This window comes from Snodgrassella sp. ESL0324 (genome assembly GCF_013344955.1).
GTDB classification, from domain to species: domain Bacteria; phylum Pseudomonadota; class Gammaproteobacteria; order Burkholderiales; family Neisseriaceae; genus Snodgrassella; species Snodgrassella alvi.
Window position 1 is genome coordinate 630,389 of the sequence record NZ_JAAEDS010000012.1, and the last position, 15,517, is coordinate 645,905.

General features: G+C 42.8%; 18 protein-coding genes and 1 riboswitch. Of the genes, 12 read left to right on the forward strand and 6 right to left on the reverse strand.

What is annotated here, in order from left to right; all coding sequences use genetic code 11:
- Positions 1–274 precede the first annotated feature (274 nt).
- Complete coding sequence (locus tag GYY70_RS04990) at positions 275–1,438, forward strand: extracellular solute-binding protein (protein ID WP_174831463.1); 1,164 nt, start codon at positions 275–277, stop codon at positions 1,436–1,438.
- A 91-nt stretch (positions 1,439–1,529) separates the two neighbouring features.
- On the opposite strand, the gene GYY70_RS04995 is transcribed toward GYY70_RS04990, so the two are convergent.
- On the reverse strand, positions 1,530–2,027 hold the full coding sequence (locus GYY70_RS04995; protein WP_174831464.1) for a hypothetical protein: 498 nt from the start codon (positions 2,025–2,027) through the stop codon (positions 1,530–1,532).
- Between the two features lie 233 nt (positions 2,028–2,260).
- Between GYY70_RS04995 and GYY70_RS05000 the strand changes: the two genes are divergently transcribed.
- Together GYY70_RS05000 and GYY70_RS05005 are read left to right on the forward strand one after the other, a co-directional pair.
- Positions 2,261–2,896 carry a flavin prenyltransferase UbiX gene (locus tag GYY70_RS05000; protein WP_037393625.1) on the forward strand — a complete coding sequence of 212 codons (636 nt, stop codon included), beginning with the start codon at positions 2,261–2,263 and terminating at the stop codon, positions 2,894–2,896.
- Between the two features lie 201 nt (positions 2,897–3,097).
- Complete coding sequence (locus GYY70_RS05005; protein ID WP_238791829.1) at positions 3,098–3,673, forward strand: hypothetical protein; 576 nt, start codon at positions 3,098–3,100, stop codon at positions 3,671–3,673.
- 18 nt (positions 3,674–3,691) lie between these two features.
- Here GYY70_RS05005 and GYY70_RS05010 read toward each other — a convergent pair whose 3' ends face one another.
- A complete protein-coding gene (locus tag GYY70_RS05010; RefSeq protein WP_174831465.1) occupies positions 3,692–4,123 on the reverse strand; it encodes an Lrp/AsnC family transcriptional regulator in 432 nt (143 codons plus the stop codon).
- A 66-nt stretch (positions 4,124–4,189) separates the two neighbouring features.
- Here GYY70_RS05010 and GYY70_RS05015 point away from each other — a divergent pair, with 66 nt between their 5' ends.
- On the forward strand, positions 4,190–4,735 hold the full coding sequence (locus GYY70_RS05015; protein WP_174831466.1) for a cysteine hydrolase family protein: 546 nt from the start codon (positions 4,190–4,192) through the stop codon (positions 4,733–4,735).
- A 313-nt stretch (positions 4,736–5,048) separates the two neighbouring features.
- Here GYY70_RS05015 and GYY70_RS05020 read toward each other — a convergent pair whose 3' ends face one another.
- Both GYY70_RS05020 and rsmI read right to left on the reverse strand, forming a co-directional pair.
- Positions 5,049–5,984: a peptidoglycan DD-metalloendopeptidase family protein gene (locus GYY70_RS05020; protein WP_174831467.1), complete on the reverse strand. Its 936-nt coding sequence runs from the start codon at positions 5,982–5,984 to the stop codon at positions 5,049–5,051.
- A 150-nt stretch (positions 5,985–6,134) separates the two neighbouring features.
- Positions 6,135–7,013, reverse strand: a complete 879-nt coding sequence (rsmI, locus tag GYY70_RS05025) for a 16S rRNA (cytidine(1402)-2'-O)-methyltransferase (RefSeq protein WP_174831468.1) — start codon at positions 7,011–7,013, stop codon at positions 6,135–6,137.
- A gap of 259 nt (positions 7,014–7,272) precedes the next feature.
- Here rsmI and GYY70_RS05030 point away from each other — a divergent pair, with 259 nt between their 5' ends.
- From GYY70_RS05030 to GYY70_RS05040, 3 genes are all read left to right on the forward strand, one after another.
- Positions 7,273–7,860: an SIS domain-containing protein gene (locus GYY70_RS05030; RefSeq protein WP_025330207.1), complete on the forward strand. Its 588-nt coding sequence runs from the start codon at positions 7,273–7,275 to the stop codon at positions 7,858–7,860.
- A gap of 30 nt (positions 7,861–7,890) precedes the next feature.
- On the forward strand, positions 7,891–8,517 hold the full coding sequence (locus GYY70_RS05035; RefSeq protein WP_174831469.1) for a BON domain-containing protein: 627 nt from the start codon (positions 7,891–7,893) through the stop codon (positions 8,515–8,517).
- Positions 8,518–8,657: 140 nt separating this feature from the next.
- Positions 8,658–9,182 (forward strand): hypothetical protein, encoded by a 525-nt coding sequence (locus GYY70_RS05040; RefSeq protein WP_025330205.1) that lies wholly within the window; start codon positions 8,658–8,660, stop codon positions 9,180–9,182.
- A gap of 217 nt (positions 9,183–9,399) precedes the next feature.
- Here the strand turns inward: GYY70_RS05040 and GYY70_RS05045 are convergent, their stop codons facing one another.
- Both GYY70_RS05045 and GYY70_RS05050 read right to left on the reverse strand, forming a co-directional pair.
- Complete coding sequence (locus GYY70_RS05045) at positions 9,400–9,597, reverse strand: hypothetical protein (protein ID WP_232617000.1); 198 nt, start codon at positions 9,595–9,597, stop codon at positions 9,400–9,402.
- Positions 9,598–9,614: 17 nt separating this feature from the next.
- Positions 9,615–10,154 (reverse strand): C40 family peptidase, encoded by a 540-nt coding sequence (locus GYY70_RS05050; RefSeq protein WP_025330203.1) that lies wholly within the window; start codon positions 10,152–10,154, stop codon positions 9,615–9,617.
- A gap of 73 nt (positions 10,155–10,227) precedes the next feature.
- On the opposite strand from GYY70_RS05050, the gene GYY70_RS05055 reads away from it, so the two are divergent.
- The 5 genes from GYY70_RS05055 (at position 10,228) to GYY70_RS05075 (ending at position 15,349) form a co-directional block, all read left to right on the forward strand.
- Positions 10,228–11,898 carry an AarF/ABC1/UbiB kinase family protein gene (locus GYY70_RS05055; protein ID WP_174831470.1) on the forward strand — a complete coding sequence of 557 codons (1,671 nt, stop codon included), beginning with the start codon at positions 10,228–10,230 and terminating at the stop codon, positions 11,896–11,898.
- 115 nt (positions 11,899–12,013) lie between these two features.
- Positions 12,014–12,059, forward strand: a riboswitch (PreQ1 riboswitch).
- A gap of 83 nt (positions 12,060–12,142) precedes the next feature.
- Complete coding sequence (gene queD / locus GYY70_RS05060) at positions 12,143–12,580, forward strand: 6-carboxytetrahydropterin synthase QueD (protein WP_174831471.1); 438 nt, start codon at positions 12,143–12,145, stop codon at positions 12,578–12,580.
- Entirely contained in the window at positions 12,567–13,181 is a 615-nt protein-coding gene (locus tag GYY70_RS05065) for a 7-carboxy-7-deazaguanine synthase QueE (RefSeq protein ID WP_174831472.1), read from the forward strand. Before queD ends, GYY70_RS05065 begins: the two co-directional genes overlap by 14 nt.
- A gap of 209 nt (positions 13,182–13,390) precedes the next feature.
- Complete coding sequence (locus GYY70_RS05070) at positions 13,391–14,083, forward strand: Bax inhibitor-1 family protein (protein WP_078475113.1); 693 nt, start codon at positions 13,391–13,393, stop codon at positions 14,081–14,083.
- A 159-nt stretch (positions 14,084–14,242) separates the two neighbouring features.
- Positions 14,243–15,349 carry a class I SAM-dependent methyltransferase gene (locus tag GYY70_RS05075; RefSeq protein ID WP_238791831.1) on the forward strand — a complete coding sequence of 369 codons (1,107 nt, stop codon included), beginning with the start codon at positions 14,243–14,245 and terminating at the stop codon, positions 15,347–15,349.
- The last annotated feature ends 168 nt before the right edge of the window (positions 15,350–15,517 follow it).

Genomic DNA, 15,517 nt, shown 5'->3' on the forward strand with positions numbered 1-15,517 from the left:
ATAAAACACAGACTGCCTGAACATAGATATAAAAACAGGACACTGGTTAGTCCACCTCAACCATCACCCTTGTTAAAATCATCCGCTTATCTTACCGCAGTTTTACGCATAAGCCTACCTGAACAGACGAAAATCCATGCCAAAATGACAATTCCGACAACACTAATGCCTTATGCGGTATAGTTACCCCCATACGAACAGATTGAAGTTACAAAGGTGGTAATAACACATAACCATGCCAGCCAGCCTTGGCACATCTTTGAAAAGGACGGACATGAAAAACACAGCCTGTCTGGGTTTATCCGGTTTGATTTTATGTATTCTGACTGCATGCAGCGGTTCACACGACAATGCCGGTCCTCAACCGGCTTCTGCTGTAGCGGCCAGCAAACCTGATAGTTTGAGCGACACCAAGACACTTAAAATATTTAACTGGTCAGACTATGTTGACCCGAAAACTATTGGTGAATTTGAAAAAAAATATGGCATTAAAGTTACTTACAATTTTTATGACAGTGACGAAACACTGGAAAGCAAAATTCTGACCGGGCAGTCCGGCTATGATATTGTCGGGCCGTCCAACTCATTTGTCGGACGCCAGATTAAAGCCGGAGCATACCTGCCACTAGACAAAAATCAGTTGCCTAACTGGAAATACATTAACCCGAAATTACTGGATTTATTAAAAGACGTAGATCCGGATAATCAGTATGCGGTCCCCAACTACTGGGGTATGAATACCATTGCAATCAATATTGAAAAAGTGAATGCGGCACTCGGTGCTACACCAATGCCGGAAAATAGCTGGGATTTGGTTTTTAATCCTGAGTATACCGATAAACTGAAAAACTGTGGCATCAGTTACATGGATAGTCCGGTAGAGATGATTCCGCTGGCGTTGCATTATGCCGGCAAAGATCCGAACAGCCAGAGCAAAGATGATATAGATATTGCTGCTAATATTATCAAAGCAAACCGCAGCAATGTATTACGCTATTCGTCTTCTGGCTACATAGACGATCTGGCACGCGGCGATGTTTGTGTAGCCATCGGTTTTGGCGGTGATTTGAACATTGCCAAACGACGCCGGCTGGATGCAACCGGTAAAAAAGATATCGTGGTACTGGTTCCGACTCAGGGGGTTTCTCTCTGGATAGATACATTAACTATTCCGAAAGATGCAACCAACCTCAAAAATGCCTATCGCTACCTGAACTGGATACTGGAACCGCAAATAGCAGCCAGAAACGCCAATTATGTTAGTTACGCACCTTCAAGCATGCCGGCAAAAGAACTGATAAAAAAAGAATATCGCGAAGATAACAGTATTTTTCCGTCAGATGAGGTTCTGGCTAACAGTTATCTGGTATTACCGGCAAAATCGGATACTCTGAAATACGAATTGCGATTATGGCAAAATCTTAAAGCAGGAAAATAAATTTCAGGCTAAACCCCTTGTTTGCAAAAAGCCCCTCCTTTGAGAGGGGCTTGATACATTCTACTTTATGCAAATCAAAAACTGATTCCATTTAGCGGCACAGCTCAGGAAATTTTTTCCACGCTTCCGACAAAGTCATACCATTAGAATATAGATTAACTATACTTTGCGACATACCTGCTTTAACTACGTCTATCTGTAAACCTTCTGTCTGTGTGAAAGGATTTACCAGTGCCAGTGTCTGAGTGCCATTAGGATAGGAGCTGATTTTGTAAAATTCCTGCGGCAGTTTAAACCGTGACTGAAATTTTTCATGCAGACACTTACTCACTTCTGTCACCGGCCGTTCAATACGCAGGCTGACTTCAGGTGGTGCGGTACGTTCAGGTTTCATTACAGGTAAGTTTTTTGACGATACCGCACAGCGAATTTTATTGGTGCCATAGGGCTGATTAGATTGCAATAAAGCCATTGCCATCGCTCTCGAATCACATTCACGCTCTTCAGCAACAGGAGGAGGAACCTGAGCACAGCCGGCCAGAATACTGACACAAAAACAGGGCCACCATAATATTTTTTTCCACAACATGCTTATCATTCCATGATCAGTTTTAATATTTGTATTTAGTTATTCAGAAATTTAAGTTTTTGCCAGCCTGCCATTATCTGCGGAGCTTGATTAATTAATCACAATTACAGAAAATAAAACTTCAACTGGCTAATAATGGTTTTCATCTGAATATAGCTGTCATATGCCAAATGTTATATTGAAAACAAAATAGCTATAATAACAGGCATATTTGAATATACACTAGTTTTATTATGATTTTTCCCTCTGCTCATTCTGTCAAAACCGTTACACTGGCTCTTACCGGAGCATCGGGTATGCCTTATGCCAAACGTCTGCTGGGCTGCCTGTTACAGGCTGATATAAGGGTCTGGTTACTGTATTCACAGGCTGCCCAGATAGTCGCACAACAGGAAATCAACTGGCATTTACCTGCAAATGCTAAACAGTGTAATGCCGCATTGTGTGCAGAATACGGCGTAGACTCATCCATGCTTACTGTATTTGGCCGCGATGAATGGTTTGCACCTCCGGCCTCCGGTTCCAATCCTGCTGATGCAATGATTATCTGTCCGGCCAGCATGGGTTGTGTTGCCGCCATTGCAGCTGGTACTTCCGACCATTTACTTGAACGGGCAGCTGATGTATCGATTAAAGAAAATCGTCCGCTGATCATCGTACCGCGGGAAACGCCTTTATCAGCCATTCATTTGGAAAATCTGCTTAAACTGTCACGTTTGGGTGTATGCATTCTGCCCCCGGTATCCGGTTTTTATCAGCACCCTCAAACTATTCAGGATATGGTGGATTTTGTAGTAGGACGTATTTTGGATCAGTTGCATATACCTCATCAGTTGATTACACGCTGGGGTGAAGAAAATAATTCTTGACACATGTTTCAATAAGGTTTAAGGTTTAATGATGAAAAACGCAACCACTTTCTCTTTTGCTTATTATTGGTACCACACCTCGGTGCGGTGCTTTTTTGCGTTTATATAATATCTAATAAGCAAAATAAAAAAGTGAACCGCCCGGCCAAACCGAGGCGGTTTTTTGTTGCTACAAGCGCCTCATACAGAAAGGCATTACAAATGAATCGACAACTACTGGAGAATAAAATGTCCGCATTACCGCTAAATCAGTTACGGCAATCAGAATCACCTGTGGCTCAGCTTCAACGCTGGTACATGATTGTTGACGGCAATCAGCACCGCTCTGACCTATGCCAGCTACAGCCACAATTCCAGACTGCATTTATGCTTAGTGAAGCTCTGATTCCTCAACTGCGCCTGATAGCAATGTTAATTGCTGCACAGCGTCTGGGCTTTGAACAACCTACTCCTGATATTATCAGTGATGAGGCAGATTGGTTTGCCGCACGTATTCTGGTCATGGGTGTAAGAATTTTTCATCTGGATATTACCCTGATACCCATGCTGAAAACAGCAAACAGCCGTGCACGCAGCTTCGCCCAAAAGCATAATCTGCCGTTTACGCCCGCACAAATGCGCATGAGCCTGCATGCCGGACGGCCGGAACAAATGCTGATTATTGAAACTGAAACTCAGTGCGAAGAAGATCTGGGGCTGGTAGAAAATAGTTTATATTTTGCTCACAATCTGTGTCTGAAAGAAGATACCATTATGGCCGCATGTCTTACTCAATAAGCTTACGCAGATATCAGATTAAATCAGTCTGCGTAATTTATGGCTTACTTTATAACGTGCGTAAACTGTTATCTGTTGTAAAAACGGTTCCAGCTGCTCGGCAGTAAAATTTGCATGAATATAATAGCAACCATCACCCGTAATTTTATACAGAGCCTGTACCTCAGCAAAGGTACTCACCAAATGCTCGAATTCAGCAAACCGGCTGCTATTCATATAAATAAAAATAAATTGTTCCGATATCAAGTGTTCAGTCAGTGTAAAACGTTCTATCACGCCGGTCTCAAGCAGGTTCTGTACCCTTAGCCCCACTGCCTGTCCGCTAAGAAATACTTTCTCGCCAATCTCTTTCCACGACAAACGACTATTATTTTTTAATAAATCCAGAATTGCTCTGTCTTTTTTATCCATAGTTTCATCCTGAAAATAAATCGTGTATATCTTTTTCATCAGCCTATTCTGTCGAAAACAGATAAGGCGCATAATTAAATTATTAAAACCAACAGGATATAACTAATGAAACAAGCACTCATTATAATTGATGTACAAAATGATTATTTTTCATCAGGTAAAATGGAACTGTACCAGCCACAACTGGCACTGGAAAAAATATTGAAGGTTCGTGAGTATTTCCGCAATCAGCAGCTGCCCGTGTATTACATCCAGCATATTAATAATAAACCGGGAGCTACTTTTTTTCAGCCTGACAGCCATGGTGCAGAATTACATCATCAATTACTGCCGATTGCAGACACGAATGAATTTATAATTCATAAAAGCTATCCCAATAGCTTCTTACAAACAACCCTGCATGAACACCTTCAACAACAGAATATAGAGCAGTTGGTTATCTGTGGCATGATGACACACATGTGTGTTGACTCTACCACTCGTCAGGCAGTTGAATTCGGTTATCAGCCAATTGTTATTGCAGATGCATGCGCAACACTGAATCTGGAGTTTAATAGCACCATCATTAGCGCGACAAATGTACAAAACAGTTTTTTAGCCGCATTGAATTATCTTGCTACTGTACAATCTGCTGAACAGTTCCTCTGTTAATACTTTTAATAGTATAAATTTTACTTGAATCGCAATTCAGTCAGCAGCTTACATAAATTTTTAGAAATACGCCTGTGAACCTTATCCGCTTGCAGAATAACGGAGCGCATTTCTAATGCTGAATTTAACTTTTTGTCAAATTTATCAATTTTATCCAGCAACCATTATTAATTTTTTCAATTGGGTTTAGTTTATCTCTACCTATATAAGTTAATTTATTTTGCATAAAAACAGCACTTACTCTCTGAATTTATTTATCCAGTGAATAAGTGCTTTTATTGACAACTAACACATTCAGTTAGTCGTCTGATAATCACATTGGCAGAAAACGGCTGGGATCCTGTGGCTGACCATTTTCACGCAATTCAAAATGCAGCTGAGTGCGTTTAGCATCAGTATTCCCCATAGTAGCAATCTGCTGGCCGCGTTTAACCTGCTGACCTTCTTTTACCAGAATATTCTGGTTGTTACCATAGGCGGTCAGATATGTCTGATTATGCTGTACGATAATCAGATTACCATAGCCACGCAAACCATTACCGGCATACACTACTTTACCAGAAGCAGCTGCCAGAATAGGCTGCCCGGCATTACCACCATAATCAATACCTTTACTGCTGCCGCCATAACTCTGCAGAATATTACCGGCGGTCGGACGCTGCCATTCAATTCCGCTTACATTACGGACGCCTCCAACACTCACTGTTTTACTGGTTGATACAGTACTTGTACTGGTTGGTGTAGTTGTCGTGGTTGTACTGGTAGTAGTAGTGACATTTGCTGTTTGTACAGGAGCAGTCACAGTAGTAGTTGTGTTTGTGCTACCAGCCGGTGCCACATAGCCGGCAGGCTTCACGCGCAGAACCTGCCCTACCTTAATATTATTCTCTATTATATTATTCCATAAACGCAGATTATCCTGAGTAATCTGATAACGTTTGGAAATGTTATATACCGTATCTCCGCGCTGTACCGTATGCGTTGCTGCATTAATATCAACCGGAGAGTAATTGCCCACATAACCAGTAGAAGTACCTGCAGCGGCAGGTGTATAAGCCGGAGCTGTATTTGCCGGTGGCGTATAAGGAGCAGCACCATATGGATTGTCGGCAGTGGTAGCAGCAGTACCTGTAGTTACATCACTGCTACCCGTTTCTGTCGGTGCTGCCGGCTGTTTGAAAAGAGTACAGGCACTTAATGCCAGTACCAGCAAGCACCAGCCGGAACGATTCACACTTTTTTTCAACATAACGGTTTACCTTAAATCATTGCAATATTCAGGGGGTGCCAGCGCAACAGCGGCGGCAATAGCCAATTCAGACAGTATCATAAACAATGACCGGCATTGTGTAAAATAGCATCGGGCATAAATTATTTTAACATGTCCTAATGATTGTGTTTATTCTGATAACTTTTTAGCATTAATTGCCCAATCATATAAGGCTTTTCGGTTTTCACCACTAATCTGCGCAGCCAGTACAGCAGCCTGCTTGGTTGGCAGTTCCTGCACTAAAATCTGCATAATATTAATAGCTTCAGCAGATAGCTCGGTATTTTTTTCCACTGGTGCCGGATGAAGTATCAGTACCATCTCACCACGTTTCTGATTAGCATCTGCCTGTACAATCGACTGAATTTCAGAAACTGTGCCGCATAGATAGGTTTCATGAGTTTTACTGATTTCACGTGCCAGCATCAGAGTACGTTGCGGATAAAGTAAAACCATTTGTGCCAGTGTATCTGCAATTCTGTGGGGCGTTTCAAACATAATTACCGGATAAGATACTTCTTTCCATAACTGTAGCTTTTGATGACGTTCACCACTTTTTGCCGGTAAAAATCCCGCAAAATAAAAATCTGACTGAGTAACTCCCGCAACACTCAAAGCTGTCATTACTGCACTCGGGCCTGCTACCGGTAATACCTGATAACCGGCCGCACGTACCCGTGTTACCAGCCGTGCACCAGGATCACACACTGCCGGCGTACCGGCATCAGAAACCTGCGCCACTACCTGACCGGCAGCCAGAGCAGCAATAACGCGCTCTGCCATACTTTGTTCGTTCTGTTCACGCACACTGATCAATCGTGCAGAAACACCGTATGCACGCAGTAATTGCTGTGTTACGCGTGTATCTTCTGCACAAATTAAATCTGCCCGGGATAATACTGCCAATGCATGAAAACTCAGATCTGCCAGATTACCAATCGGAGTAGCCACTACATAAAGGGTTTGCGGTACAATGCTGGCAACAGCTTTCTGGTAATGGGCTTGCATTTATAAATCCGTAATCTGATTAAACTTTATCATCAGGCATTAAACTGAAAACTCCGTACATAAGCCTGAAACTGTTACTATACCACGTAGTGATAATGTTTCAGAGTTTACGGTTAACAATTGCACGGGTTATAAACCGTATAATAGTGCCGTTTCAGAAGTCACGCAGCCTGAAACCTGCACAGGGGTATTTACGCGTAACACATTGTGAATACCAAGCATATTTCATGCTCCCGCCTTAATTAACAAATTAATTTATATGACAGAATCCATCTCCGTCCATCAACATTTTGCCGATAGTGCCCAGCTTCTGAACGAGTGTGCAGACTTACTGGCTGAACCAATTGCCGAAGTTGCTCAGGGAATACTGATGGCCTTGATGAGTGATGGCAAGCTGCTTATTGCCGGTAATGGTGCATATGCATCACTGGCAAACACGCTCGCCGCCTATATGGTGACCCGATTACAACAGGAACGCATGGCACTGGCCGCCTTATCACTGTGTAATAATCCTTCTGTACTCAGCATATTAACCGACAGCGGTCCTAACGATATGTTTGCCAAGCAAATTCACGCACTTGGCAAACAGCATGATATGCTCTGTGTACTATCGGCAGATGGACAGAATATCAATCTGGTTAGTGCGATTAAAACCGCGCATGAACGTGATATGCGAGTGCTGGCGATTACCGGCGGAAGCGGTGGTGAAGTTGCCGGATTATTGCGCGATGACGATCTCTGGCTCAATGTACCCGGCGACCATCCGTTACGTGTACTTGAGGCACATCAGGTAACTATTCATGCCTTGTGCGCACAGATTGACCAATTATTGCTAGGTGGTATATAACCTGCAACAACCAATTTACAGGTGTATTTCATGAAAAAATATCTTTCTGCTCTGGCATTGGGACTTTGCCTGACCACTACCCTGACCGGCTGTCCGGCTGTTCTGGTAGGTGGTGCCACTGTTGGTACGCTTTCAGTTATCGACCGACGTACTACTGGCGCACAGGCAGATGACAAAATAATGGAAGTTCGGATTCATGATGGTGCTATCTCATACCTGAATAGTCAGGCACAGGAAAGTAAATTCCAGCCTACACTGTCCGTTATCAGCTACAACCGGCAGATATTACTGCTTGGCTTAGTAGCCAGTGAAAATGATAAAAATCTGGTAGAGCGCGTTGCCCGTGCCCAGCCTGCGGCACAAAAAATCTATAACTACATTGATATCGCCACTCAGAATCGTAAATTAAGTCATGTTACAGATGATACATGGGTTACCTCAAAAATACGTTCCAATCTGCTAAATACCAAAGGCGTATCGGCAAATCACGTCAAAGTAGTTACTTATAATGGCGTTACCTATGTAATGGGTATTCTGACACCAGATGAACAACAGGCCGCTACAACGGCCATCAGTACAACGTCTGGTGTTCAGAAAGTTATTACTTTGTATCAAACCTTTGAAAATACTCCGAAGAGTACACCGGTCAACCCCTGATAACCGACATTCTGCTGCGATACAACCATATAGACCAAGCTTATCGAAGCAGTAAATTGCCAGTATCTGATTAGCGTAAACAAAATTTTGCGTATAATAACGATATTATACGCAACGATATCCCTGAAGGATTACCTATCATGAGCACTAAACCTACCGCACCGGAAACAAAAAACAAAAAAAAAGCGGTTAAAACTGGTCTGAGTACATTCACCAAAATTCTACTGACTTTATTTCTGATTCTGGCCATATTTGTTGTCTGGTTTGTTTTTCACGCATGGCAAGTTCTGAATTCAACCTCTGAAACCACAGAGTTCGCCTCGCAGGCAAGCTTTGAAGTACTGACTCCGACCGGTGCACCGGTAACAGGCAGTAATGTTCCAACACCAGTATTTTCACCCAATCCTGCTATAGCTGCTTCAGAGAGTACAGAACCTGATACTGCTTCCGAACCTGCTCTACCTGCTACTACCGGCAGAGCTAATACCAGAGACAGAGCCACCCCGGAAAATACACAAGAAATTCGGCCTATTACGCCCACAAACGTTCCCGCTGCCACTAATAGAGAAAATAACTCTGAAACTCCTGTTAATACCGCTCCGACAACAAAACCAAAACCCGCAGCAAACGGAAATAACGGCAAACCGCTGGATAATCTGTTTTAAACCAATATTCACAGCAACAATAACGCCCATCCTGATGATGGGCGTTATTTATGGCCAACTGGCGACCCTAATAAAATTTCATAGTTGTATTTAATCATTTTAAAGGCAGCAGTAAACCATTGCTATGTACGCAACAAATTAGCATACATAACCAAATATTCAGAATTTTGATAGATGAAGTTCGATGAGTGCTTAAGCAGTACACACTATCAATACATTATTGATAGGGGTTCTCCACTGCGTTCATCAGTTCGCTCAGATAAGCGCGTAACTGCTTTTCCTGACACCCCATCAGTAGTCCGTCTTCAAAAGCTTCCTGTGCCAGCTCATAGATCTCCTGCATATTTTGCTGCATCACCTTAATTTTTTCAGTGCAAGAGACCACATTGCCCGCATCATCTACCCACTTCGGCATCGGTGGTAAAGGTTTCATCAGTGTTTCACCCTGCGCGCAGTCACAAAAGCACGAGACCAATAACCCTGTTCAATACTGGTAATTTCAATATTCTTACCCGTACGCGGCGCATGGATCATCCGGCCATTACCGATATACATACCCACATGGGAAATCCCACCACCACCCGGACTAAAAAATACCAGATCCCCCGGCTGCAAACTGGTTCGGCTGACTGCTTCACCTACCGTAGCCATCTGCCGTGAACTGCGCGGCAAAGTAACACCCATACTGCGCCGAAAGATATATTGCATAAAACCACTACAATCCAGTCCGCTTGTGGGGGAATTTCCGCCAAAATGATAGGCAACACCAAGCAGTCCCATTGCGTTCATAATCAGGTCACTGGCGTCATCACCTGTACGCACAGCCGGTGTAGCAGTCCTGTCACGAATCAAACGCTCCAGCGCTGCATTATCCAGACCTTCATCCGGTGCCGCCATTACCGGCGAAATCAGAATGAAATTGGCACACAAGCATACCGTTGCCGTCTTCATTAATGTTTTTATCCACTTCATGCCAACATTATTCCATCAGTTCATCAAACAATTCTGCTATCCTGTAAATAGCAATTGTTCGGGACATCATCATATGTATTCACCCAGCTCATCCCATATCAGCGATTGGGCGCGTATGCGCGAAATTATCACCATTCTGGCCAAACACGGTCTGGGTGAATTTCTTGTTCGTATCAAATTACCAAGACGCTGGTACCAACACTCCGACCCTTCAGGCCAGAATCACCAGCACTACCTGAGCACACCAAAACGAGTGCGGCTCGCCTTTGAAGAGCTCGGACCAACATTCATCAAACTCGGACAAATATTAGCTACCCGTACCGATGTCTTCGGAGAAGAATGGACAGAGGAATTTGCCCATCTGCAAAACAACACACATCCTCTTCCGATTCCAGACATCAGAAATATTATTCAGGCTCAGCTTAACCAGCCACTGGAAAGCATTTTCAGTAATATAGAAGCTCAGCCTGTCGGCAGCGCATCCATAGCACAGGTTCACCGCGCCACACTTATCAGCGGAGAACAGGTCGCCATTAAAGTTAAACGCCCGGGTATTGAGTCAACCGTAGCAGCTGATCTGCGTATTCTTAACCACATAGCACAACTGCTTGAATCGGAAATACCCGAGTCCAGACGTTACTATCCGGTACAAATGGTGCAATATTTTGCCCGTTCACTCGAAAAAGAAACAGATTTGTCTGCCGAACGTCGCAATATGCAACATTTTTCCCGCCTTTACAACTATCAGCAGCAAATCCATATACCACAAACTTATGCGGCATATTCTAACCGGCAAATATTAGTACAAGAATATATTGACGATACTTTACTTAAAAATCTTGATTTCACCGGCTGGGACAAGCAGCAGCGAAAAAATCTTGCAGCCACACTGGTCGATACCATTCTTGATATGATATTACAGCATGGTTTATTTCACGCAGACCCGCATCCGGGTAATATTTTAGTACGAAATGATGGACGAATCACCTTAATTGATTTCGGGCTTGTCGGCCGGTTAAGCCAGCAGCGCCATCAGGAAATCATCACTCTGATTCATGCACTGCTGGAGCACGACCAGTTTGCACTGCAATATGTTCTGTCCAACTGGGCGCAGGGAGAAATTATTAACGAAGACCAGCTCGGAACAGATGTATTGGAAATGCTGAATAATTATGAGCAGCTCAATAGTAAAGAACTGCGTATCAGTCAGATAATTAACGATATTACCCATATTATTCGTGAACATGGTCTCACCCTGCCTGCGGATCTGATTATCCTGTTCAAATGCCTGATTACCCTTGATGGCGTTATAAAAAAAATAGACGGCGACTTTGAACTGTTAAATCATGCACGAAACACCATCAAAAACGTACTGCGCAATCGCTTTAACATCCAGTCAATCTGGCGCCACAATAAAATACAGTTACATCTTTTAGCTCAGTTAATAGATACACTACCCCAAAATCTATTACGTCTAAGTAAACGCATCCGGCACGGACAGCTCCCTGTTAACCTGAACATTCAGCACATCGATAAATTTAATAACCAGCTGGATAAAGTTGTTAATCGCCTGACAATGGGAATTGTTACAGCGGCACTTATCATTGGCTCATCTATTGTTATGAGTATTAACTCCGGCCCGAAAATATTCGGTCTGTCGTTTTTCGGACTGATTGGCTATTTACTGGCATTCAGCAACAGCCTCTGGGTAATCTGGTCAATCTGGCGTTCAGGACGACACTGAATCAATCCCGCAGTTACTCAGTTACCCTTGTAAGAAAACAGCTGATCCCATTAAAATATATACTTGAAGTAATAGAAATCCCTTCACACAGCAAATGTGTTATTGAAAACTGAATAACCACGTGGTTCGCAATCCATCCCACGAAAAAAAACTAGGAGCCCTGCTACACATGTATCAACTGTATTCTGCAATATCATCTTCTCTTAATGACAAATCTTTCTTCTTTGGCTTTTAGACAGAAAATATGTTTAAAATCGCCAAAGAATTCCAGTTCGATGCCTGCCATATGCTGGACGGGCATCAGGGCAAATGTCATAACCTGCACGGACACACCTATCGCCTGATTGTCGAAGTAAGCGACCAGCTACATCAGCAAGGATCCAGCAAAGAAATGGTTATGGATTTTTCCGACATCAAAAATATCATTAACCAGCATATTATCAGCCAGCTGGATCATGCCTATCTGTATGATGAAACCAATAGCAACGAATGTAAAATCGCAGCCCTCCTTCGCCAAATGGAGCGAAAAGTATTTGCCTTTCCCTGTCGCACTACTGCTGAAAGCATGAGCCGGTTTATCTTCAATAAGCTTACAGCTCATCTGCCAGTATCCAAAATTACCCTATGGGAAACCCCTACCTCCTATTGCGAATATCAGAATACCAGCTATGATCCAGTTTAATATTGTCGAAATCTTCGAATCCCTGCAGGGCGAAGGCTACAATACCGGTATGCCTGCTATTTTCATCCGTCTGGCAGCCTGTAACCTCAAATGCCCATGGTGCGATACTGACTTCATGAGTTACCAAAGTATGAGTCTGGAGCACATCCTCAATACCGTCAGTCAGTTTCAGAGTAAAAACATAATCATTACCGGCGGCGAACCTACTATCAACAAAAAACTGCCCTTACTTTTACGCGCACTTAAACAGGAAAATTATTATCTTGCCATCGAAAGCAATGGTTTGGGCACAGTAGACCCGCTTATCGACTATATAGCCCTGAGCCCGAAATTTTATTATCGTCACCAATATCCGTTTCCACTACAGCGTCAGGCTGACGAAGTACGCATCGTAGTTGAAAACCATCCGGATTTTCTTACCTTCTGCCAGAACATAGAACAACATATTCAGGCCAGACACTATTTTCTTTCGCCCTGCGAACAAAACAACCAGTTCAATATGCTTTCGACATTACAATATCTCGGCAGACTGAATCAAAACCGCCATAATAATAAATGGTTGCTAAGCATTCAGACACACAAACTGGCCAATATAGAATAATATTTCTGCTCATCTATGTATTCTGCCGGCGATTCAAAATCCTTGAAAAAATCCAAATCAGCCTAATATTATTAGAAATATATTTAAAAATAAAAATCAACATTTTTATTGTAACAATTCATCATTATTGTGCATATTTTGCCAACAATTGTTACAATATAATCAACCAGAGAAATTATTTACTGACAAAATCACGGAGAATATTATTCATGAAATCTCGTAACACTTACGATTTTACCCAGCTGGGTCAGGCAGAAGACAACCAGCAAACCGTTGTTCTGCGCAAAGCCTACAGCCTGCTCGGACTATCTTTCCTGCCCTGTGCCGCAGGTGCTTACGCAGGTAATTATATAAATTTCTATGCTCTGTTTAGCAATTCATGGCTATCAGTTGTAGCGTTTTTTATTCTCGCTTACGGGCTGATGTTTGCAATTGAAAAAAACCGTTATAACAATCTGGGTATAGCCTTGTTAATGGTTTTTACTTTTGTTATCGGATTTTTCATCTCTCCGCTTTTACAACTTGCTGTGGCTTCTGCTGTCGGATCACAAATTGTAGGTATGGCAGCATTAATGACAGCGGCCGTATTTTTTACCATGGCAACAATTGCTCATCGTTCCAAATCTGAAATGAAAGGTATTGGTCAGTTTCTGGTTGTTGGAGCAGTTGTTTTAATTATCGGTATGATTCTGAATATGTTTATGCATTTACCGGTTTTGTCACTCACTATTGCAGCCGGTTTTGTCATTTTCAGTTCACTGATGATTATGTGGCAAATCCGTACAGTTATTGCCGGTGGTGAAGACAGTGCAACCAGTGCAGCACTCACTCTGTTTGTCTCTTTGTACAATATCTTTACCAGTCTGATACAAATTCTGCTGGCTATAATGGATAACCGCTAAAATACATACCAACTACAAAACTGCCTGAACATCTGTTAAGTTCAGGCAGTTTTTATTTCTGCAAAATCACGTACACCCAATCCACAGCCCTATTATTTACCTGCAATCCTGTTTAACATATTATTCTCTTATATAATGCCTTTTATATAACAAACCAACATGAACGAAACCATTCACTGGACAGAAAACGCACAAAACATGCAGGCAGACTGGGGAGGCGACAGCCGCCATCCCGCTCCGGAACACATTCAGGCTATCACTCAGATCAGCGCAGAACAGGCGATTCAACTCATGCGTCAGCATACTGCATTGCTCTGGCGCGGAGATTATCATCAGGGTAAACAACTACTGGCTGCGATTAAAAAACGTGTTCGCAGTAAAGCCCGTATTCATACTGATTTTCATAAACATCGTTTGCAACAGGCTCAGCACAGCCGCCTGTTCCAGCTTCTATTAGTAGAGATTCAGCCTCAGGGCATACTTAACAATAGTCGCGCACCAGACATTGCAGCTGCTCTGAACGACGTATTCGGCAAACCCAATCAGAACGTCCTACTTCTGCCATTACATCTGTTATTAGGCTATATTGGCGCTTATGAGTGGCATAAAACCGGTGTTTCCATTCCTGCATTGCAAGGACAAAAAATCCATGTTCCTTACGGTGTATTTTCGCCCGTACGCGGTGAATATCTTGAACTGGTTGCCCATGCAGCACTTCCCTCAGATTGTCAGACAGCATGGGACATAGGAACCGGCAGTGGCGTACTGGCTGCTATACTCGCACAGCGTGGAATACCTGAAATCATTGCAACAGATAATAACCCGCGCGCCATTGCATGCGCACAAGCAAATATAGAGCATCTGGGTTTAAATAAACAAATTCATATTCAGCATACCAGCCTGTTTCCTGAGGGCAAGGCCGATCTCATTGTCTGCAATCCTCCATGGTTACCCGCTAAACCAAGCAGCGATATAGAAACTGCACTCTATGACCCCAACCATCAAATGTTGAATACATTTCTGGAAAATGTCAGAAACCACCTCTCAGCAAACGGGCAGGTATGGCTGATTATGTCCGATATAGCTGAACATCTGGGCTTACGCCCCTCAGAAGCATTACATCAATGGATAGAAGCAGCAGGGTTAAAAATTATTCATAAAATCGATACTCAACCCACGCATCAAAAAGCCCGGGAACAACATCATCCACTTTCCTATGCCCGTAATCGTGAAATCACTTCTTTGTGGCAATTGGGCATTCAATAAAACAGGTGTTTGCATAGTAATGCAAACACCTGTTTTATTCTTCATCGTACATACAGACAAAAAATCTATTCACAAACATAAACTATAATTTAGTGAACTTAATAGCACCGGAAACCACTTTCAACGTCCAGCTCACCCTTAACACAAAAATTATTGATTTATTTAGAA